Source organism: Streptomyces sp. NPDC058246 (assembly GCF_042881985.1).
Lineage (GTDB): Bacteria > Actinomycetota > Actinomycetes > Streptomycetales > Streptomycetaceae > Streptomyces.
In genome coordinates this window covers 28003-49053 of record NZ_JBHVWZ010000017.1, presented here as the reverse complement: position 1 = coordinate 49053, position 21051 = coordinate 28003, and the positions used below count along the sequence as shown (strand labels likewise).

The following is a 21051-nucleotide window of genomic DNA, read 5'->3' as shown; positions in this document are numbered from 1 at the left end:
CGCCGCAAGGGAACACAGAGAGCCACGCCCCGTGTACCACTCCCACGGACCGGCGGCCGTCGCAGACGGTACGACCATCGCCGAGGGGCAGGTCCGCTCGGTGCAGGTGCAGTCCACATACCGCGGCGAGAATACCCAGTCCAAGACGGTGTGGACCTTCCGCATTGAGCGCTACGACGACGCGGGCAACCGGATCCTGCTCATACCGGTGGAGATGTGGGGCCTCACCTTCGAGGGCTCCATCAACGACGGTGACTGGGTGCGAACCCGCGGCCGGATGCGATCTGGCACGCTGCGCGTCACCCGGCTGGAGAACCTGACCACCGGCGCGTCCGTGCACGCCAAGGGCGTGTCGAAGGCCGCCTGGATCGTCGGTGGTCTGTTCCTTGTCTTCATACTCGCGTGGTTCGCTTTCCTCGCCTACGACGGCGTCACCCACGCTGGTTCTCCTCTGCCCGGGTTCCCGGGCTCCTGAGAACGAGCCGTCGCCATGACTATGAAGGGTCTAACCGTCGACAGCCTGGACTATCTGCAGCGCACCGGGTTCGAACCGCCTCCGCTGACCACCTCTGCCACGTACACCGAGGCGCCGCAGGGTCTACGGACTCTCCTACGGGTGGAGGGCATCGGCCGGTTCGACAAAGGCCGCAGGCCCGGCGGCCTGGATGTGGTCGACCCGGTCACCCGTGATCTGCTCGTCGGGCTGCACCAGTACAAGGTGCCGGTGGCGTTCCTGGCCGGGGGAGAACCCGGGCGGGTGAGTCTGCGGATCGGCGCCTGGCTGCCCGCTGGCGGACAGGTGCCCACCGCCCATCGCAACGGCCGGCTGCTGGAGTCGGCGCTGCGGGCGTTGTACCCCGCCATCGACCTTGTTCCCGAAGAGTCGGACACCAGCACCCGGTCCTTGGGCAGTCTGGTGCTGGGGGTGCCGACGCTGAAGGCGGACGCGGAGTTGGACGGGGTCGGGCAGCTTGACCGGCTGTTGCAGGGCTTGGGGAACGCCCGATGGTCCGCGCTGGTCCTGGCGCAGCCGGTGGACGAGGAGACAGTGCGTGATCTGCGGTTGAGTCTGATCAACGAGATGCGCTCGGTGCAGACGGGCGTGAAGCTGGACGGCGCGCCGAGCCCGCTTGCCGACCACTACCTCGAGTTGCTCGCTGGGCAGTTGCGTTGCCTCACCGCAGCGCAGGGCAGCGGGGCCTGGCGCACGGCGGTCTACCTGTTGTCCGATGGCGAGGGCTTCGCGGAGACAGGCAGCCTGTGGCGGGGCGTGTTCTCCGGGCGAGACTCGCTGCCCGAGCCGGTACGCGTGTGGGAACGCGACGAGGTGCCGGCGCTGGCGGCGGCTTGGGCCTTGCCCGACCCGTCGTTCGACATCTCGGCACCGGGCCTGTACAGCCATCCCTTCCAGCACCAGACGCTGCTGACCTCCTCACAGTTGGCAGCGTACGTACGCTTTCCCGAGACGGAGACCCACGGGTTCTCCATCACCGAGATCCCCAACTTCGACACTGTGCCCCCGCGACTCGACGCGGACGCGCTCATGCTCGGCTCGGTCGTCGAGCGCTCACACACCACATCGACCGGTTACGGAATTCGCCCGGCAAATCTGACCCGGCACACGTTCGTCACCGGCGTCACCGGCTCCGGCAAGACCAACACGGTGTTCCATCTCCTGCGACAGACGGCCGAGCGGGGTACTCCGTTCCTCGTGCTGGAGCCCGCCAAGACCGAGTACCGTGCACTGCTGCGCGACCCGGGGCTCGGTTCGACCCTGCGTATCCTCACCCTCGGCAACGAGAACGTCTCGCCGTTCCGCCTCAACCCGTTCGAGGTACCCGAGGGCATCCCCGTCGCCGTCCATCTCGACCTGCTGCGCTCGGTGTTCAACGCCAGCTTCGGGATGTGGACGCCGCTGCCCCAGGTCCTGGAGACGAGCCTGCACGCTGTCTACGCCGACCGCGGTTGGGACATCACCACCGGCGCCAACCGGCGCCTTGACGCCCACACCGACCGCGCCGACGCCTTCCCCACCCTCGGCGAACTGGTCCGCAAGGCCGAAGAGATCGTGCCGCGGCTCGGATATGAGGAGAAGGTCACTGGTGACATACGCGCGGCGCTGTGCACCCGGCTGAACAGTCTGCGCACGGGCGGCAAGGGGCGCATGCTCGACACCCGCTGCTCGCAGCCGGTGTCCACGCTGCTCGGGCAGCCGACCGTGCTCGAACTCGAAGGCATGGGCGATGATGACGACAAGGCCTTCATGATGGGTCTGCTGATGATCCGGCTGGTGGAACAGCGCCGCATCGAAGGCGACACGGAAGGGCTGCGCCATCTCCTCGTCGTGGAGGAGGCCCACCGGCTACTCACCAACACCGGCTCCGGAAAGGCCCGCTCGGAAGGGGAAGCCGACGTCAAAGCCAAGGCCGTGGAGACGTTCACCGGCCTGCTGTCGGAGATCCGGGCCTACGGGCAGGGCGTCGTCGTAGTCGACCAGATCCCCACCAAGGTCGCGCAGGACGTGCTGAAAGGCACCAACCTGAAAGTCGCTCACCGCATCGTCGCCGGGGACGACCGCGAAGTGCTCGGCGACACCATGGTCATGACCTCCCGCCAGGACGTGGCGATGGCCAGCTTGAACACGGGCCGGGCTGCGGTATTCACAGACGGCGAAGACGCACCACTGCTGGTGCAGGTGCCGCAAATCAAAGGCGGTTCCGGCAGCTGGCCGAGCGACACCGAAGTACGCGAGCACATGCGCGGTCAGGGAATGAGGCCGATGCCGGCGTCGTGCGACTGCGACGCCGGATGCCTGACCGATCCGGCGGCGTGCCAGACAGCCCGCAGTCTCGTCGACGACCCGGGAGCGCTGAGGACGTTCGCGCGGACAGTGCTGTCTGCGGTGCAGACCCCGAACAGCCTGGTACGCACCTGGCCGGACATGCTCGCCATGGTCTCACCCCGGCTGCCGGCCGGTATGGACGTGACGGCCGCCCTGCGCAGGTTCGCCCGGCACGCCTCCCGGCGGCTCGCCGACATCCGCGGCGCGCGGGCGAGCTGGAGCTACAGCGAGACGGCAACCGTCGCCGACCTCATCGGCCGGGCCGTCGGCGCGCACGTCAACGGGGAACCGGCGGACGATGCCGTGGAGGAGCTACGCAGGACGCTGCTCGCCCTCCAGGGTGGCGGCCATGGGCCCTTCCAGGACTGCGGCCGCATCTGGGCCGAGCGGCCGGGGCCATGCCTGTGCGGTATGCCGGTAGCCGAACTTGTCGCGACGGGCGACTTCGCGGGCGTGTGGGCCGAAGCACGCGCCGCCGACCGCGCCACGAGTACCGGAGGCCGCCCCGCGCTGTGGGACGTCTGCAAGGACGCTGCCTACCAGTTGGTGGAATTCCCTGAAGCGAGCACGGACGAGGAAACGAGGGCACGGCTCTGCGATGTCGCCGACCGCACAGCCCTGTGCTTCGGGCAGCAGATGCTAACCGCCGAGAGGTGGTCGCATCCGGCGACCGTGCGGCGGGCGGTCTCGGACCTGCTGGCCGAGGCGGAGGGTGGCGTCTCGGCCGCGGCAGAGACGCCACCGTTCGGCACGTTGGCGGCGGACTTCCTGACCGAGCTGCTAGAGGACGACACCACGGCGACGGAAACCGCCGCCATCGAGGGCAACGGAGAAAGCGATGGTCGAAACGCGGGAGCGAGCCCAGGACAGGGATGACAGGCGGTCGGACTCGCCGCGCTCGGGTGCTTCCGACCGAGGTGAATCACCCCGGGACGACAGCCGCGGCGCCAAAGGAGGCGGCCGTGACACACCGGAGCGATGGACGGACGACCACGGCAACGAACACGAGCGGTCCCGTACACCGGACGGGCAGACGAAGGAATCAGTGTCGTCGAATAATCCCAAGGAAAACGACTACTCCAAGACGACCACGTGGAAGGACGGAAATGGCGATACGACGCGGATCGCCAACGAGCACCTCTACAAGGACAAAGACGGCAAATATCACGAGGACCGCACCGACAGCAAGGGCAGCTACGACGAGAAGACCACTAAGTGGCGATCAGAGGACAACCACACCCACTCGGACTCGACCGTGAAGAACGAGAACGGCACGACCCATACCACGACGGACAGCTACAAGGACTCCAAAGGCGACACCCATACACACCACACGTCCAGCCACACCGACCTTGCAGGCAACACGCGGACCAAGGACTGGGACACGACCGAGAAGGCTGACAAGAAGCCTTCACAAGGCGGCGGAAGCGGTTCACACCCGGGCCCCCACTCCGGTTCGGGCAAGCCCGGCTCCGACTCCTCCAAGGACCACAAGGGCGGCGACCACCACTGAATGTTTGGGAGCCTCAGGCCGGCGATGACGCTGCCCTGCCCGAGACGGTCCATGACGGCGAACCTGTAGCTCAAGTCACTGGGATCAAGGCCAGACCGGGCGAGTGACATGAACGCCTGGCGCATGCTCGCCCCCCGAGATCCACTCCGCGCCCACGAGCACCAAGCACCCCAGTCGCGCCCAGGTCGGGGGCTCTCTTGTCCCTGCTCATCACGCCCGGGCAGCGGGCGGACTGCACCCAGTTCCAGCCGATCCGCGTTCCCCGCGCCGGGCTCGGCCGCCCCCGCCGCACCCCGGACAGCGTGGGCGCCGACAAGACACCCCATGCAGCTGTCGGGTCAAGCAGCTGCCTCGAGCGGGACTGGTGCGGGGGTGCTGAAGGCGATCGCTTCGTCGATCTTCTGGCGGTTTGTCAGGCAGTGGTGGAGCTGGCCGAGCATGCGGTTGAACAGATTACGGAGGGCGGCGTGGTAGCGGTCGCCGGTGTCCCGGCGGCGGTTGTAGTGGGCGTGTGCGCCGGGTGAGGCGGTCAGTGCCGCGAAGGCCCAATGTCGGCCGGTCGCGGCCAGCCGGCTGTTCTTGATCCGGCGGTGGGTGACGTGGCGGCTCTTGCCTGACTCACGGGTCACTGGTGCGCTTCCCGCGTAGGCCTTCAGATTGCCGGCGTGGGTGAACCGGGCACGGTCGTCACCGATCTCAGCGAGTATCCGCGCGCCGGTGAGCACAGCCAGGCCGGGGAAGCTCGTGATGATCTCCGCGTCGGGATGTTGCAGGAACAGCTCTTCGGTGTCGGATGCGAGGGCATCGCATGCCAGGCAGGCTGCGTCGAGCTGGGCGAGGAGGGCAAGTGTCTGCCGTCCCATCGCTTTCTCGACCAGGGCGGGCTGGCGGAGCCAGGTCCGGTGGAACACTTCAAGCAACCGGTCGGTCTCGGCCTCAATGCGGCGTTGGCGTCCGGCTCTGGTGACGGCGGTCCGCAGCCGTCCTCGGGTCAGCCGGGCGGCCTCGGCCGGAGTGGGCGCGATCGCCAGGATCGTGCGGGCCTCCCGGGACAGCAGCCGCTCACGCTTTGCTGCGAACGCCTCAAGGATCGCGGGGTAGTACTCGCGCAGGTGCGATCGCAGCCGGTTGTGGGCGCGGGTGCGGTCCCAGACCGCGTCCTGCTGAGCTCGCGCGAGGACGGCAATTGCCCTGACCAGGTCGGAGTCGCTTGGCAGCGGGCGGTGGAACTCGGTGTCCGTGCGCAGGACGTTCGCCAGGACGACAGCGTCCTGGTGGTCGGACTTCTTCCGGGAGACAGCGTGCCGGTCGCGGTATCGGGCGACAGCCATCGGATTGATGGCATAGACCTGGCGTCCGGAGGCCCGCAAGCAGGCAACCAGGAGTCCCCGGGAGGTCTCGATCGCGACCGGGATGGGATCGTCCGGGCTGTCACCGTGCTCGGCGAGCAGATGCAGCAGGTCCTGGAAGCCCACCGCGTCATCGCTGATCCTGAGTTTGCCGAGCAGCCGGGCGCCGGAGTCGACCACCACGACATCGTGGTGGTCCTCGGCCCAGTCGATTCCGCAAGTTGCGTGCACCACGCGCTCCTTTCCAGGCTTCGCTGTCCGTCGGCATCAAGCCGCGGCAGGACCACCCGGCGACCTAATAGAAGCGCTCGCGGGCGCACCACCCCATCAGCCGTCCGTGGCCCCAGCCCTGCTCAGGGACCCTCACTCTCGTGAAGAACTCGACGGCTCCGGCTGATTGGGAGGTGGCCCTGGGAATGGCTCGAATCACGGCACGGTACGGCGACCGGGCTCGATTGCGGCAGAGGCCGGAACAGCGTCACTCTTGTCGAAGCACTCCCGGTGCTGCTTACAGCCAGACGTCTCGCCCGACCCCGCCTGGACTGGCCCAGCGGCCAACCCACGCGCCTATTAGGCATACAGCAACCGGAAGATCCGCACCTACCTCCGCAAGCGCGGTATCCGGCACGTGATCCCGGAGAAGAAGGACCACAAGGCCACCCGCCTGCGCCGGGGTTCCCGCGGCGGGCGGCCTCCGGGCTTCGACAAAGCAAGGTGCAAAGATCGCAACACGGTGGAACGAGCCATCGGAAAGCTCAAGCAGTTCAGAGCCGTGGCCACCCGGTATGACAAGCGCGGGTATATCTACCTCGGCACCGTGACCGCCGCCGCCCTCCTCATCTGGCTCCGCTCATGATCGTGCACTGGCGCGACCGCAGCTGGTTCCCTGTCCTCAGTGCCGCACCAGGCAGAACGGATGCCCTGCCGGATCGGCATAGACGCGCCAGCTCCGTTCCCCGGAACCCTCGTCCAGCACCCTCGCCCCCGAGGCCAGCACCTGTTCCTGGGCTCGGTCCAGGTCCGCGACACCGAAGTCAAGATGGAACTGCTGAGGCCGGGTCGAGTCGGGCCACTGCGGCGGCATGTAGTCAGCTACCTGCTGGAAGGCCAGGACGAGTCCGGACGGCGTGTGCAAGGTCGCCCAGCCGTCACCCAGGGCCCATCGCCGATCCTCGTGATTGACAGCCCCACCGAGCAACGCCTGGTAGAACTCGGCGAGTTCCGTCGGCTCGCAACAGTCCAGCACCACACACTGCACGTCAGCGATCACGGGCTGATCCTAACCGCGCCGGCCGACAGCCCCGACCCTCGATATCCAAGACCGCAACGACAGGCCCTAGTGGCCAGGCCGACTGTGCGCTGCCCGGTGCCATCGCTGAGTCCGCCAGGAACGCCGCCACGGTCAGCGAGAATTCAGGTGCAGCACCAGTTCTCGGTCGGCTGTGAAGCATCTACTCATGCGACCGACAGTGCGGACTCCCTACGGACTCTCTGCGCATACACGACTTATCAACATGCGAGTCCGCTGGTCCCCAGGCCGGAGACGGTGCCCCCTCAACTGGCACCTGCGGCGTCGCCGATTGGCGAAGTGAAGCCGCACCACGGTGAGACGCCAGATGGTTGAGACAACCCGACAGGTCACATAACGCCGTCGAGGACGGCCCCGGCCGGGAGGCGGGGGCCGACGAGGGCGACGTCGCCCCATACGAGGGGTCCCAGCTGATGCCAAGGGTCCTGTCCCCTCGTCGGCCTCGGCGAGAAGGCCGGAGCTGCCGTGGGAGGCGCCTCCGACGGCTCCTAGTGTCCTGCGTCAGAGATCCGTAGGCAGATGCGGGCGAGGGAGTCGAGGATCTGTTCGGCTGTCGTGGTCCAGATGAAGGGCTTGGGGTCTTCGTTCCAGTCCTTGACCCATGCGCGGAGAAGGAGCGTCCTTGGCCGGGTGGGCACCGCTGTCTTGATGCTGCTCGACCTGATCGGGGAGAAGGGACCAGACGTCCTCCCCGTTCCGGGCGCCGCCTGCGAGGTCTTCCCCCGTCCCGGGGGCTGATCCGTCTCCGGGCCCCTCCCCGGGCGGCACCGTTCAGTCGGCGTCCCCCCGCGGCGGGAGCCTAACTCCCTTCGCGCGCACGCGTTGCGCGCGAAGGGCAGCACGACCCCCTGCCTTCCGAGTAACGTCGAAGGGCATCGAGGAGGAGTTCACCGTGACCGCACAGCCCGACCACCACGACGGACCCGCGTTCCACCCGCCCATGGGCACCTTGGCCGAGCTGCGCGCCGCCCTCTCGACATGGGGCTTCCCGGGCGACCGGCAGCAGTTCGAGGAAGACCTGGACGCGGCCGACCTGGACGACCTCACCCGGGTCAGGGAGATCACCCAGGCGTACCGGCACCGCGTGCTGCTGCGCTTCGACCCCCAGGGGTCGGCCGCCCTCGCGCGCTCGACCGCCGACGTCACCGCCGAGCTGCGCCGCAAGCTCGACGAGGCGACCGCCCGGTGACCCACGCCTTCTACTCCGACGCCGCCGAGAAGATCCGCACCGAACTCACGCGCAGCGAGCGAGCCGCTGTCGAGACCGTCCGGACCTCTCTGGAGAGCGACCCGGAGCAGGGGCGTGGCCTGCCCGACGCCGATCCGGATGAGATCGTTTCATCCTGAATTCGCAGGTCGCGGTACTGGTGTGAGTCCGTGACGGGGTGCTCGTGCAGGCCGGAGGCGTGATCGTCTTGGGGTGATCGTTCGTCACCGTCGGACTTCGGAGTTCGCCAGGACGAGCAGGGCCCGCAGCAGGGTGGTGACGTGACGGGCGTTCATGCGGACGCCCAGCGGCGCTGATGCCGGGACACCGCCCGCAACCAGCGCGGGGCGTGAGTGGTCCTGATGTGTATGAGCCCTCAGCTCCCTCACCGTCGGCGCCAAGACGAACAGCGCGGCTTGCGCCTATGGCACGTATGGGTCGTCTTGCCCACGACATTCGCTGGTGCGATCGCCGTTGCCGGTGCCGTGTTCTTCATCGTCTGGGTCCTCCTCGGCGCCCAGGGCCTCAAACCCGAAGCGAAGCTCACCTCACAGACCCTGTTCGACATGGTGAAGCTGTCATTCGGGGTGGTGGCCGGAGCCGGCGCCCTGGTGGCCCTGATCGTGGCCTACCGTCGGCAGCGCGTCGACGAGGACGCCGCACTCAGGGAGGCCACCCGGCTGCACACCGAGCGGTTCACCACCGCCGTCTCCCAACTCGGCGACGACTCCCCAGCAGTCCGCCTGGGCGGCGTCCACGCCCTGGCCCACCTCGCTGACGACGCCCCCACCCGAGCACTCCGCCAGACGTGCATCGACGTCATGTGCGCCTACCTTCGCCTGCCCTACACCGCCGAGGCGAACCTCCCGCCCGAAGACGCGGCCGCCCGACACGCCTACCTGGCCTTGCGGGAGGTCCGGCACACGATCATCCGTCTCATCCGCGATCATCTCCGCCTCCCCACGGACCATGCACACTCCTGGCAGGGACACGACCTGGACTTCACCAACGCCGTCTTCGACGGCGGCAACTTCGACGCCGCGAAGTTCTCCGGCGGCACGGTCTCCTTCGACGGTGCGATCTTCTCCGGCGGCACGGTCTCCCTCGACGGCGGGAGGTTCTCCGGCGGCACGGTCTCCTTCGACGGTGCGGTCTTCTCCGGCGGCACGGTCTCCCTCGACAGCGCCGTGTTCTCCGGCAGTGAGGTCACCTTCAACGCCGCGACGTTCTCCGGCAGCGTGGTCACGTTCAACGCCGCGACGTTCTCCAGCAGCCCGGTCTCGTTCAGTCACGCGAAGTTCTCCGGCGGCAGGATCTCCTTCAGCCACGCGGAGCTCCTAGGTGGCTCCAGATACGTCCGCGGCACGATCGACAACGGCGGCTTGGGCTTCGGCGGCGCGACGTTTTCGGGCAGCGAGGTCACCTTCACCCGCGCGAGGTTCGGCGGCAGCACGGTCTCCTTCGCCGGCGCGAGGTTCTCCGACGGCACGGTCTCCTTCGACGCCGCGGCGTTCTCCGACGGATCCATCTCCTTCGACGACGCAACATTCTCCGGCAGCGAGGTCAACTTCAACGACGCGGCATTCTTCGGCAGCCTGGTGAGCTTTGAGCATGCGCACGGTGAGGCGCCTCACGGACTGGTGCCTTCGTCTGGAGAGTCACTGGCGCCAGGGCTGACCCTGCCACCGACATGGTTGCCATAAGCCAGGGCGTCACTGCCGGAGTACGGGCCAATTCCCCAGGTGCGTACGGGCGAACGTCAGGGCGCCCATCGAAGGCCATGAGGCGGTTCTTCAGCCTCGCAGGCTAGCCATACTCGTCGTTACGTAAGCGGGGGACGTTCATGTGTACGCCGACAGTGGCCGGCCCACTTGACCGCCGCCACGCCGTAGCGGCGGCCGGTGCCGGTGGTCAGCCCGGCCTCCGTCATTGGTCGCCCGCACTCTGGAGGCCCGCTGGGAGGCGCGGCTGGCCGCGCTCCAGGCGGCCCAGGCCGCCCTGATCGCGGCCCGCGAGGCCCGTCCGGCACTCCCCGACCGGAGATCGACGCCGAGCTGGTCCGGCTGGAGGCGGCCGAGGTGGTGTTCGGGCAGTGGGCCGAGGCGACGGACGGGGGACGGCGACCGTCGGGCATCGTGGAGCCGGAGCCGGAGCCGGAGCCGGAGCCGGAGCCGGAGCCGGAGCCGGAGCGAGTAGTGGTGACGCCCGGGGGCGGCCGGGATGCGGTTGGTCCCCGACCGTGAGGAGGGCACGGGGGTGGAGGTGCTGACGCCGGAGTACCGGCGGATCATGGAGATCGTCGTGAAGGCGTCGGGGCCGGTGATGGCCAAGGACGTCGCGCTCGCGCTGGGCCGGGAAACACCCCAGCAAAGGTCGAGCCGGTCCGCGGCCAGTTGCGCAAGCTGTCCGACCGGGGCTGGCTGACCCGGAACGGCTCCGGACGCTATCTGCCGCGCTGACCACAACAACGTCGGGCAGAGCAGCCGGTTCCAGCCGTAACATGAGGGCCCCCGGCAGGAGTTGGCGCCTGTGTGAAGAAGCAGCCGCCCGCCGGGGGCTCTCCCGGTGTTGTCTACCAGGTACGGCTTCCCGTGTCGAAGCGGACCGTCGATCTCGTCGCCGGACTGATACGACGGCGCCGCAAGCAGCTGGGCACGCGCTGGCGGAAGGCCGCCCTCGGCACCCAGGCGATCGTCGTGCTCGCCGTCCTGCGCCACGATCAGCGCCTGGCCGACATGGCCGGCGGCAACGACGTCTCGGCCGCCACCGTCCGCCGCTGGGTCCTGGAAGTACTCGACCTGCTGGCCGCGAAGGCCCCGCGTCTGGACCGCGCCCTGAAGAAGATCGCCAAGCGGGGTGGCACGGTGGTTCTCCTGGACGGCACCCTGGTCCGCACCCGCCGCCGCACCGGGGCGGCCAACCGCAAGAACTACAGCGGGAAACACAAGGCCCACGGCCTGCTCTTCCTTGTTCTCACCGATGAGAAGGGCAACCTGATCTGGATCTCCTCCGCCCGCCCCGGCCGGGCCAGCGAGATCACCGCCGCCCGCTACGACCACATCACCGTGCATCTGCGCGAGGCCGGCCTCGGTGCCCTTGCCGACCTCGGCTTCGTCGGCCTGGACGACGACCCCGACGACCACCCCGGGATCACCACCCGCCGCAAGGCGACGCGCTCCCGCCGCCTCACCAACGCCGAGAAGGAGGCGAACCGACTGGTCAGCCGCGAACGCGCCGCTGTTGAGCACGGCTTCGCGAACCTGAAGACCTGGCGCATCCTGACCAAGGTCCGCATGAACGCCCGTCACGTCACCACCCTGCTGCGGGCCCTGCTCGTCCTGGCGAACTCCGAAGTCCGACGGTGACGAACGATCACCCCAAGACGATCACGCCTCCGGCCTGCACGAGCACCCCGTCACGGCCTCACACCAGTACCGCGACCTGCGAATTCAGGATGAAACGATCTCAATCGGAGTCGTACGTTGTCGAGCTACGGCCCGAGGTCACCGACGGACGCGGGATCTCCGTGGTCTACCGCTACAGCCAAGACCTCGACTCCGTCCTCATCCTCTGGCTGATCGCCGGACCCTGACCGGAGCCGTCGCCCCCGACGAGCCCGCCACCACCAAGGTGGCGGCCTCGCGTCGTGTCCGGCCCCGACAACCAGGCTTCCGAGCTGCAAGAGGTGTCACGCATTTTGGGCCCCGGCGGGCCGCACGCGGGAGCAGCCGATCACCGCCCGCGACCATTCCAGCTGGTTCTTCGACCGCAGTTCCTTCAACAGCACCGCATGCAACTGGTCCCGGACACCGGCTTCGTTCCAAACGGCCAGGCGCCGCCAGCAGGTCATGCCCGAGCCGAAACCCAGGTCCCCCGGCAGGTACTCGGACTTTCGTCAGGCGTGCATGAGTATCTTCACGTTCCCACCCGCGATACCGCGTCCGTGTTTCTCGCTGCTGGTGAGGGGGACTCGATTCCGGTGGCCGAGACGGCAACAGACGCAGAGCCGGTCTCGAACGGGGCCGCACGAAGAATGAAATCGCAGAAGGAAGATGAAGGCAGTGACCGCGGACGTCAGCAGGCATATCACTACGCGTCGGCCGGAGACGGGCTGGGCGGAAGGGCGTCGGCGGCGCGGGAGCGGCGTACGCACCTGTGTTGCGGCGACGGCCGACCGAGCTGCCCGGCAGGACCGGTCTGGCCCCCAGTGGAACATCGTCAGGGGCGAGGACTGACCGGCGCCGTCCCCGCCGCGCGCCATGTGGTTCTGGCGGTGCGACAAGGCATACGTGGACCTGGGCGCCGAGGAGAAGGCACGCCCACGGCGCTGCCTGGAGGGCGTCTGGATCGGCAGCCTCCGCTCACCTCGCTCGCGCTGCTCGCCCTGCGCTGGCCGGGCTGCCAGGACTACAGCCCCCTGCCCTGACAGGGACGCCCAGGGGAAAGGGCGCACGAGAGGACTTTCGACATGACCGACTCATCCAGAAAGAGGATCGTCGTCACCGGAGCCACCGGCAACGTGGGTAGCAGCGTGGTGCGCCTGCTGAGCGAGGACCCCGCGGTCGTGGTCGTGCTGGGTCTGGCGCGGAGGATTCCGGACTGGTCACCGCCAGGAACCACATGGCAGGCCGTGGACTTGGCCGAAGACCCCGGCACCGAACTGGTCGAACTGTTCCGTGGCGCGGACGCCGTTGTGCACCTCGCCTGGAAGTTCCAGCCCACCCACGCCCCGGCGGTCACGTGGCGCACCAACGTACTCGGCAGCCTGCGGGTCTTCGACGCCGTGGTGAAAGCCGGGGTTCCGGCGCTGGTCCACGCCTCCTCCGTAGGCGCCTACTCCCCGGGTCCGGACGACCGGGTCGTCGACGAGTCGTGGCCCACCCACGGGTGGCCCGAGGCCGCGTATACCCGGGAGAAGGCGTACCTGGAACGCGTCCTGGACACCTTCGAGCGGGAACATCCCGAGGTTCGGCTGGTACGGATGCGGCCGGCGTTCAGCTTCAAGTGGGAGTCCGCCAGCGAACAGCGCCGCATCTTCGGAGGACGGCTGCTGCCGGGCTCGTTGCTGCGGCCGGAGCTGTTGCCGGTCCTGCCGGACATCCCGGGGCTGCGCTTCCAGGCGCTCCACACGGACGACGCCGCGCAGGCATACCGCCTGGCAGCACTCGGCGACGTGCGCGGTCCCTTCAACCTCGCCGCCGATCCGCCGCTGGACACCGAGGTGCTCGCCGACCTCTTCCACTCCCGTACCGTGCGCGTTCCGAGCCCGGTGGCGCGGTCGGGACTGGCCGCCGCCTGGGGGCTTCACCTCGTACCCGCGTCGCCGCAGTTGTTCGACGCCGTCCTGCGGCTCCCGTTGATGGACTGCGCACGAGCACACTCCGACCTGGACTGGGTGCCCAGGCACACAGCCGTCGAGGCCTTGGAGGAGATGCTGGCCGGGGTGCGCCGAGGCGCGGGAACAAACACCGCCCCGCTCAGAGGACGAGCCGTGGGCTGAGAACGCCCAACAGAATGATCCTGGAGGCGGGTGCTGTATTTCCTGGCAGGCTGCGTCGAGTAGCAGTTTCGCGGCGACCGTCGCCCCGCCGGTGCGGATCGTGCCGGCCACGGCCCCCGCTCGTGCGCGGGTCTCAGGCGTCAGGACCGTTGTGAGTGCGGCGGACAGGGAGTCGTCGAAGTCGGCGTCGGGCCGTCGTGAGCCGAGTCGATGCCCAGCTCGGCCACTCGGGCGGCCCCGTACGGGCTGGTCCGCGATGTGGGGTACCACCTGAGGCGCGCCGGTCCGGGTCGCCGTCGTCGTCGTGGTGGCCGCGCCGCCGGTGCACCACGGCGGCCACCCGGCGGAACAGTGCCTGCTGGTTGACCTCGCCGCCGACGAGGCAGCCGTCGGCGGCGTCGATGGGGGCCAGGCCCGCCCAGCCGCGGGCGAGGAGTACGCGGCGGCCATGCGGGCGGCTCGCTTCAATGGGCCACCTGGGCGATGTCCTTCGGGGCGTGCGGCCATGTTGCCGAAGCCCACGTACACCGGTGGTGCGCGTCCAGGAACGCCTCTCGTCCTCGCGACGCCGTCCCGGCGGGGGCCGTCGCACCGTACCGGACGGCCATGTCCGCCAACCTGTCGGCATCGCCCGATCGGCTGCGCGGCTGCTGAAGCCCCCGCGTAGCAGCGCTCGCACGACGGCGCGGCACCGGCAGCGCGCCGCGACACCGGAGGATTTACCTCGATCCTGGGGCACCCAGGCCGTCCGGGGTCGAGATCGTTTCGGGTGGATCCCGTGCCACCGCCGCCTCTTGGCGAGAAGCCGGGCGTGTCAGTGCGGCGTGAGCGGCTGCGCCTGGCGGGCCCTGCCGCCCTGCTTCGGGATATCGGAAGTCGCCGGCCCACCGCCGATTCCTGATCTGGTCGCGGGCCGGGGTCTGGGGCCGGCTGCACGAAGCGGTCCTGCACCAACTCGACGACGCCGGCCTCATCGACGTCTCCCGCGTCGTCCTCGACTCCGCCCACGTCAGGGCTAAAAAAGGGGGGCGAACACACAGGTCCGAGCCCCGTGGACCGAGGTAAGCCGGGTTCCAAGATGCACTTCCTGTCGGACGCGAACGGACTGCCCCTGGCCGTCGGCCTCTCCGCCGCCAACACCCACGACAGCGAAGGCCTGAAGCCGGTGGTGGCCGGTCACCAAACGAGACACGACCCCCACAACGGCCGCTGCTTCAAGCCGCAGCGCCTGCATGCCGACAAGGCCTACGACATTCCCCACCTGCGAAAATGGTTACGGGGCAAGCGCATCGGCGTGCGCATCGCCTGCAAGGGCATCGAGTCCAGCGAACGATTGGGACGCCGCAGATGGGTGATCGAGCGGACCACGTCCTGGCCGTCCGGCTACCACCGACTCAGCCCTCCATACGAGCGCCACCCCCGCAACTACCTGGCATTTCTCGGCCTCGCCGCAGCGATCTGCTGCTAATAACGACTCGTCCGCCTCACCACATAGGACATCGTCTTAGGCCGCTCGGGCAACCCACCTCGGCCGCCCCGTCCCGCCAGGAGCGGAAGGGATACAGCCTACCGGCCTCCGGCCCGGCGCGGGGGCGAGGTTCACACGGGGTCCACTGGCTCCGTTCAGCTCCCCAGCGCCACCGCTCTGATCAGCGTCCTGCGCAGCCCACACCGTCGTCTGGAAGCCCACGGTTGCGCCGCCCCCGGTGAGACGGGCCGCCCCGGTATCCGGTGCGAGTCCGGGGCACGCGGGAGGAGGCGGTCGCACCCGGACGTCCGCGTGTCGCGCACCACAGTTACTGGCATCACACTAGAAGCGTTGGCGAGTTTGGTTTCCCGGATCCCTGGACGAACGGCCGGTCGCGGAGGAGTCATGACAGCGACGAGGCGGAGCGACACTCCCGTTGCGATCGAAGGCAATGGCGTCGAACTGCGCACACAGGAGGTTGGGGGAAATATGACCACCGCGTTCGTGCGGCTTCCTCAGGGCGCGAACCTGGCACCCGCTCTTGTGGGGCTGCCCGATGATCTGTGCCAGTGCCCTCACTGGGGATACCTGCTCAAGGGCCGGCTGAGGATGCGAACCAAGACCGGCGACGAAATCTACGAGGCCGGACAGGCTTTCTACTGGGCGCCCGGCCACGCACCGGAAGCGGTCGAGGACTGTGAGTACGTGGATTTCTCGCCGTCCAGGGAGTTCAGCGAGGTCATTGACCACGTCAAGTCCCACATGGGGTGACGCACCGGACCTCTGGCACGTTCATCCGCCCGCGGTCATCGGGCTCCCCGGTCTTTCCAAGAGGTGTTCGACCGAGTTCGTCGCCGTCGATGAACGGCTCTCTTGAGCCGACACACCCGCGTTGCGGCCGGGCCAACCCACCCAAACGGTTGGTACCGGCTTGGTCGGCAGAAACGAGCCCAACACGGCGCAGGACACCGAACCGGAGTGGCAGCAGGGGCGGCTGCCGCGCGACGCGGTCCGGCAACTGGCGTACTGGGTCACGGCCCGCGTCACCGACACCGCCTTCAACGGAGAGGAAGGCCCTCCGGCGGACCGACGCGCGTCGCGGTTGCCGACAAGGAAGCGGCCCACCGGTGGCTCGAGGCGTGGGGACACGTCTCACGCCCGGCCGATCGGCCGCACCCCGCACCTCGTGCTCGCTGGCCGAACCCTCACTTCGTACGGAGCCGACGCGGGCGCGGATTCGATGTCGGGGCGAGTGTCTCAGGGACGCCGCCAGTCATCGCTGTGAAGGTGAGATCCGGCCTGGGGGCCCATTCGGATCATGCCACCGTCCGCCACCCACGAGGAGCCGGTCACGTACGAGGCATCGGGGCCGGCGAGGAACGCGATGACGGCGGCGATCTCGCGGGCGTCGCCGGGCCGGCCGAGCGGGATGCCCGGGCGGCGCTCACTGTGCACGTCCGTGTCCTCCTGACCGGTCATGGGCGTTGCGATCTCTCCGGGGGCCACGGAGTTGACGGTGATGCCATGCTCCGCGAGTTCGAGAGCCATCACCTGAGTGAGGAGACCCAGACCCCCCTTGGCGGCACAGTAGGGGGCGGCGCCCACGCGCGGCTGATGCTCGTGCACGGAGGTCACGTTGACGATGCGGCCGCCGTCGCCCTGTCGGATCATGCGGCGTGCGGCGTGCTGTCCGCAGAGGAAGGGCCCGATGAGGTCGACGTCGAGGACGTGTTGCACATTTTCGAGCTTCAGTTCGAGAAAGGGTGTCGCGGTGCCCGTGCCAGCGTTGTTGATCAGGACGTCGATCCGGCCGAGCCGGTCGGCGAGTTCGTCGATCACGCTCGCGGCATCGGGCAGTTGGCTCAGGTCCATCCGGGCGACGGCCGCACGGCGGCCGTGACTGCCCACTTCCTCAGCCGTCCTCTCGGCGCCCTCCTGATCGCTGTGCCAGGTGATGCCGATGTCCATGCCGACCTCGGCGAGGCGGACGGCGGTGGCCCGGCCGATGCCGGAGTCCGCACCGGTGATGACGGCCACTTGGGTACTGGACGCAACGGGGGCGGTCATGGGGAAACCTCCTTGACGGCGTAGGTCATTCGACGGGCGCGGGAGGCGGCGGCGGTCGCCCTCACGGGAAGCGAGTCCGGGCGATGAATACGGGCTCGGCCGGGGTGTCGGCGGAATCGGATCCGGCTCCGGCGGGGGAGGTGACCGGGTCGGTTTCCGGTGCAGGGGCCCGGTAGCACCACCCTCCAGGTCATGCATTCGACAGGGGGGAACAGCCGTGCCGGGCGCCGAGGCCAGCGGTCCTCTCGCAGGACCGCGAAGAAGATAGCGAGGGGCTTCGGCGCGGGAGTGGGCCGGGCGGGGTCGGGTCAGTGGGCGGGGTGCTCATCCCCCTCCCTCCGGTTCGGGAGCTGACGGTCTACGAGTCTCCCCACGGGCACACATCAATCCCGCCGTCGGCAGGATGCCTGCAGCCGACGCGAGAGCGACCGTGCCCCGGCGCCTGATCGCCGTCAGAGCCACTGCCCGATGCTTCGCTCGCGTATCCGTCGTCGTGTGAAGGTGAGTCTTGTGGTGACCTGGGGACCCGTCCAACATGACCTCTTCGAATCCGGATCCGGACCCTCAGCGCACTACAGGACTGGAACCCGGCGGGAGCGTGCCGCCGGGAGAGACCCCACCCGCGGAGAGCAGCATGCCGGGCGCGGGGCCCCGCGAGACCCACAACCCGACGAAGGGATGGGCGAAAGCGCCTCTGGCTCTGATCATCATCCTCGCCGTGCTGGTCGCGGCGTTCTTCCTCGCCTATGCCCTCGTTCTACTGCTGTGAGGCATGGCCCGAGATCAGCGCGGGGGCGGACTACGGCTCGGGCTCGTGGTGCCACGTCCCGGGCGGTCCGTTGCGTGGCCGGGTAGCAGAGATCCCGCCTTGCGGGACCGAATTCGCTCGCCGTCGAGCGGGGTGAACCGGCCCGTCACCGAACAGTGGCCCAAACCTGCTCCGGCGCTGCCTTGTGGCGGCGTAAACCGACGCGGGCCGGGGGGAAGCGCAGCCAAGACCCTCAGCGGCGCGGTGGCGATGACCGGTCCTCTCCTTCGCGCGTGCCTGAACGTCGGCAGTCCTCGTTCGTGCCTGCCCTACTTTCGGGCCCACCTGCAGGACAACTCGCTCAACGCGCAGCTACCCGAGGCCCCGGAAAGGGGGAACGGGGGAATCACCGTGATCTTCCATGGCGTCCGACTGTCGCTGGCCATCGGCTACGACGGGGAGGCGGCCGGTCGCCGTTCGGGCGCTGCGGCGTGGACACGAGCGATCAGCGGCGGAAGGAAAAGCGAGCTCGCCGTCGCGGCGGCCGCGGCAGACAGGGCGATGCCCCAGGTGATGGGGCCGAGGGGTGTGCAGCCGAAGAACTGGCTGACGAGCGGCGTCTGAACGACGGCTGCCAGCGCGGCCATGGAGCCGAGGGAGGAGATGGCGATCGACCTGCTGCGGCCGCCGGCCACGAGGGTCTGGCCGAGCTGTGCGCCCACGAGCGCGACCAGGGCGACGGTGCGGGCGCGGGCGGCGCGGCCGGTGAACCGGGCGGTGAGCCAGTCGAGCGTGGCGCCGACGGTGGTGGCCACGGCGCGGCACACCATCTCCTGGGTCAGGGCCGTGCCGAGCGAGACCTCGGGTCCCTCGTGGAGCATGCGTTCGGCAGCCTCGGGATGCGGCGGGCGCAGGGCGACGGCCATGGCCGGGGCGAGGTCGGTGAAGAGATTGACCAGCAGGAGCTGGCGAGCCGTCAAAGGAGAGGTCCCGGTGGCGGCCGCACCGAGAAGGGTGAAGGCGATCTCGCCGAGATTGCCACCGACGAGGATCGCCAGGGCCTGCCGCACGGAGGCCCACATCGCCCGGCCCTCCACGAGCGCGGCGAGCACTGTCTCCAGCCGGTCGTCCGTGACGACGAGGTCGGCCGCCGCGCGCGCGGCCGGCGTGGCCCGCGTACCGAACGCGATCCCTAGGTCCGCGAGCCGGATGGCGGGCGCGTCGTTGGCGCCGTCGCCGGTCATGGCGACCGTGCGGCCCAGGCGTTGGAACGCCTGCACCACGCGGACCTTGTGCACGGGGGTGCCGCGGGCGACGACACCGACCTCTGGGAGCAGCTCGTCGAGGGCGCGGTCGTCCAAGTCGTCGAGTTCTGCGCCGGTCACCACCCGTCTGCCGTCCAGGACGCCCAGTTCGCGCGCCATCGACTCGGCGGTGCCCGGGTGGTCTCCGGTAATCATCACGATGTGCACTCCGGCGTCCGCGAGTCGGCTCACCGCGTCGCGGGCGGAGCCGCGCACCCGGTCGGCGAACGCGAGGAAGCCGAGGAATTCGCGCTTCGACGGGGTACCCGGCAGGTGCCCAGGTAACAAGCCGGGATTAGGGACCACCAACCCGGGAACGAGCGTTTTGACCCGGAATATCCGGACTGCTCGGATGCAAGGAGCAAGGAGGATGCCGTGAGCACCGTGAAGGAATCCATCGACGTCGATGTCCCGCTGCACCGTGTGTACAACCAGTGGACGCAGTTCGAGGAGTTCCCGCGCTTCATGGACGGCGTAGAGGAAGTCCGTCAGATTGACGACAAGCACTGCCACTGGACAACGAAGGTTGCTGGCGCCCGTCGCGAGTTCGACACCGAGATCGTCGACCAGCTGCCCGACGAGCGGATCTCCTGGCGCACTGTGGGCGGCGAGGCCGAGCAGATGGGCCTAGTCACGTTCCAGAGGCTCGATGACGCACACACCCGCATCAGCTTGGCCATGGAGTTCGAACCGCATGGCCTTGCGGAGAAGGCGGGTGCCATGGTCGGTGTCCTCGACCGCCAGGTGAAGGGCGACCTGAGGCGGTTCAAAGGCTTCATCGAAGAGCGCGGGCAGGAGAGCGGCGGCTGGCGTGGCCGGATCACTCCCGTCGGCACCGACACCGGCCCGTCCGCCGGCGACGCCCCGATCGGGGAGACGCCGGAGTCCCGGATGACCGGTGAAGGGGGGCCGGTCGGTCCCGAGGACACCTCGCAGGGTTTCCCGGACTCGCTCCCGACTGACCCGGACGACATGAGGCACGGCTGACCAGCGCCCGGCCCCGGGGTACCCGCAATCGCGGGTGCCCCGGCACTGTCACTGTCCCTTGTCCCTGTCGCCCTGAATGGATCCGGGAGCCGTGACCACCTTCGGCTACTTCCTGTCCTGCGAGGAATCCACCCTCGCCCAGTTGCTCGAGCAGGCCAGGACACGCCGCGGATGCGGGCTTCACGCGCCTGGCGATTTCCAACCATTTCCGCCCCTGGAACGACGCCCAGGGTCTGGTCGGTGATCGGCGCGCTCCCCCAGACCGTGGACCTGCCGATCACCACGCTGGTGACCTGCCCGACCGTGCGCATGCACCCCGTGCTCACCGCTCAGGCCGCCCGCCACCTCCAGCGTGCTGCTGAACGGCCGCTTCACGCCGGGCGTCGACACCGGCGGAGCCCTCAACGAGCACGTGCTCGGGGACCGCTGGCCGCCGTTCGCCGAGCGGGTCGAAATGCTTGCGGAGGCCGTGGAGATTACGCGCGAGTTGTTCACCGGTCGACTGGTCTCACGCCGCGGCCCGCACTACACAGTCGAGAACGCCCGCCTCTACACCACCCCGCCCGAGGCGCCGCCGGTCTACCTCTTCGGTTTCGGGCCGAATGCCGCCGCCCTCGCCGGCCGGATCGGCGACGGGCTTGTCACCATGAGCCCCGACTCCGGCCTGGTCGAGGCGTTCGGCAGGCGCACTTCCAAACACCTCCCGGCCCCGCGCGTGGGCGCGGTGTCCGCGTCGAGCTTGGAACCGTCCGTCGAG

At 69.0% G+C, this 21051-nt stretch carries 16 protein-coding genes and 5 pseudogenes; 16 read left to right on the top strand and 5 right to left on the bottom strand.

The window, feature by feature from the left end:
* Positions 1-31 precede the first annotated feature (31 nt).
* From ACFVXA_RS24145 to ACFVXA_RS24135, 3 genes are all read left to right on the top strand, one after another.
* Complete coding sequence (locus ACFVXA_RS24145; RefSeq protein ID WP_390026521.1) at positions 32-475, top strand: hypothetical protein; 444 nt, start codon at positions 32-34, stop codon at positions 473-475.
* Positions 476-490: 15 nt separating this feature from the next.
* Positions 491-3718 (top strand): ATP-binding protein, encoded by a 3228-nt coding sequence (locus ACFVXA_RS24140; protein WP_390026518.1) that lies wholly within the window; start codon positions 491-493, stop codon positions 3716-3718.
* A 169-nt stretch (positions 3719-3887) separates the two neighbouring features.
* Positions 3888-4355 (top strand): hypothetical protein, encoded by a 468-nt coding sequence (locus tag ACFVXA_RS24135; protein WP_390026516.1) that lies wholly within the window; start codon positions 3888-3890, stop codon positions 4353-4355.
* A 338-nt stretch (positions 4356-4693) separates the two neighbouring features.
* Here ACFVXA_RS24135 and ACFVXA_RS24130 read toward each other — a convergent pair whose 3' ends face one another.
* The gene (locus ACFVXA_RS24130; RefSeq protein WP_390026680.1) at positions 4694-5935 is read right to left on the bottom strand and encodes an IS110 family transposase; all 1242 of its coding nucleotides are present in this window, start codon (positions 5933-5935) and stop codon (positions 4694-4696) included.
* Between the two features lie 343 nt (positions 5936-6278).
* Here ACFVXA_RS24130 and ACFVXA_RS24125 point away from each other — a divergent pair.
* A pseudogene (locus ACFVXA_RS24125) lies at positions 6279-6560 on the top strand (IS5/IS1182 family transposase); the annotation flags it as partial.
* Positions 6561-6596: 36 nt separating this feature from the next.
* Here the strand turns inward: ACFVXA_RS24125 and ACFVXA_RS24120 are convergent.
* The gene (locus ACFVXA_RS24120) at positions 6597-6974 is read right to left on the bottom strand and encodes a VOC family protein (protein ID WP_390026513.1); all 378 of its coding nucleotides are present in this window, start codon (positions 6972-6974) and stop codon (positions 6597-6599) included.
* A gap of 931 nt (positions 6975-7905) precedes the next feature.
* Between ACFVXA_RS24120 and ACFVXA_RS24115 the strand changes: the two genes are divergently transcribed.
* The 6 genes from ACFVXA_RS24115 (at position 7906) to ACFVXA_RS24090 (ending at position 11812) form a co-directional block, all read left to right on the top strand.
* Positions 7906-8202 (top strand): hypothetical protein, encoded by a 297-nt coding sequence (locus ACFVXA_RS24115; protein WP_390026511.1) that lies wholly within the window; start codon positions 7906-7908, stop codon positions 8200-8202.
* Entirely contained in the window at positions 8199-8360 is a 162-nt protein-coding gene (locus ACFVXA_RS24110) for a hypothetical protein (protein WP_390026508.1), read from the top strand. The genes ACFVXA_RS24115 and ACFVXA_RS24110 overlap by 4 nt, the downstream gene beginning before the upstream one ends.
* 303 nt (positions 8361-8663) lie before the next feature.
* A complete protein-coding gene (locus tag ACFVXA_RS24105; protein ID WP_390026505.1) occupies positions 8664-9923 on the top strand; it encodes a pentapeptide repeat-containing protein in 1260 nt (419 codons plus the stop codon).
* Positions 9924-10476: 553 nt separating this feature from the next.
* Positions 10477-10644, top strand: a complete 168-nt coding sequence (locus tag ACFVXA_RS24100; RefSeq protein ID WP_390026503.1) for a hypothetical protein — start codon at positions 10477-10479, stop codon at positions 10642-10644.
* Positions 10645-10751: 107 nt separating this feature from the next.
* Positions 10752-11585: a transposase family protein gene (locus ACFVXA_RS24095; protein ID WP_390026501.1), complete on the top strand. Its 834-nt coding sequence runs from the start codon at positions 10752-10754 to the stop codon at positions 11583-11585.
* Positions 11586-11674: 89 nt separating this feature from the next.
* Positions 11675-11812, top strand: a complete 138-nt coding sequence (locus ACFVXA_RS24090) for a hypothetical protein (RefSeq protein WP_390026499.1) — start codon at positions 11675-11677, stop codon at positions 11810-11812.
* Positions 11813-11988: 176 nt separating this feature from the next.
* Here ACFVXA_RS24090 and ACFVXA_RS24085 read toward each other — a convergent pair.
* Positions 11989-12106 (bottom strand): annotated as a pseudogene (locus tag ACFVXA_RS24085) (IS5/IS1182 family transposase); the annotation flags it as partial.
* A gap of 582 nt (positions 12107-12688) precedes the next feature.
* On the opposite strand from ACFVXA_RS24085, the gene ACFVXA_RS24080 reads away from it, so the two are divergent.
* From ACFVXA_RS24080 to ACFVXA_RS24070, 3 genes and pseudogenes are all read left to right on the top strand, one after another.
* The gene (locus ACFVXA_RS24080; RefSeq protein ID WP_390026496.1) at positions 12689-13720 is read left to right on the top strand and encodes an SDR family oxidoreductase; all 1032 of its coding nucleotides are present in this window, start codon (positions 12689-12691) and stop codon (positions 13718-13720) included.
* Positions 13721-14544: 824 nt separating this feature from the next.
* Positions 14545-15188, top strand: a pseudogene (locus ACFVXA_RS24075) (IS5 family transposase); the annotation flags it as partial.
* A 489-nt stretch (positions 15189-15677) separates the two neighbouring features.
* Positions 15678-15959 carry a hypothetical protein gene (locus ACFVXA_RS24070; RefSeq protein WP_390026494.1) on the top strand — a complete coding sequence of 94 codons (282 nt, stop codon included), beginning with the start codon at positions 15678-15680 and terminating at the stop codon, positions 15957-15959.
* A 486-nt stretch (positions 15960-16445) separates the two neighbouring features.
* On the opposite strand, the gene ACFVXA_RS24065 is transcribed toward ACFVXA_RS24070, so the two are convergent.
* Positions 16446-17255, bottom strand: coding sequence for an SDR family oxidoreductase (locus tag ACFVXA_RS24065; RefSeq protein ID WP_383748240.1), 810 nt, complete (start codon positions 17253-17255; stop codon positions 16446-16448).
* Between the two features lie 535 nt (positions 17256-17790).
* Here ACFVXA_RS24065 and ACFVXA_RS24060 point away from each other — a divergent pair.
* Positions 17791-18024: a DUF6480 family protein gene (locus tag ACFVXA_RS24060; RefSeq protein WP_362031331.1), complete on the top strand. Its 234-nt coding sequence runs from the start codon at positions 17791-17793 to the stop codon at positions 18022-18024.
* A gap of 428 nt (positions 18025-18452) precedes the next feature.
* Here the strand turns inward: ACFVXA_RS24060 and ACFVXA_RS24055 are convergent, their stop codons facing one another.
* The gene (locus ACFVXA_RS24055; protein WP_390026491.1) at positions 18453-19595 is read right to left on the bottom strand and encodes an HAD-IC family P-type ATPase; all 1143 of its coding nucleotides are present in this window, start codon (positions 19593-19595) and stop codon (positions 18453-18455) included.
* Positions 19596-19682: 87 nt separating this feature from the next.
* On the opposite strand from ACFVXA_RS24055, the pseudogene ACFVXA_RS24050 reads away from it, so the two are divergent.
* Positions 19683-20135 (top strand): annotated as a pseudogene (locus ACFVXA_RS24050) (SRPBCC family protein); the annotation flags it as partial.
* Between the two features lie 250 nt (positions 20136-20385).
* Positions 20386-20973 (top strand): annotated as a pseudogene (locus tag ACFVXA_RS24045) (TIGR03557 family F420-dependent LLM class oxidoreductase); the annotation flags it as partial.
* Positions 20974-21051 lie beyond the last annotated feature (78 nt).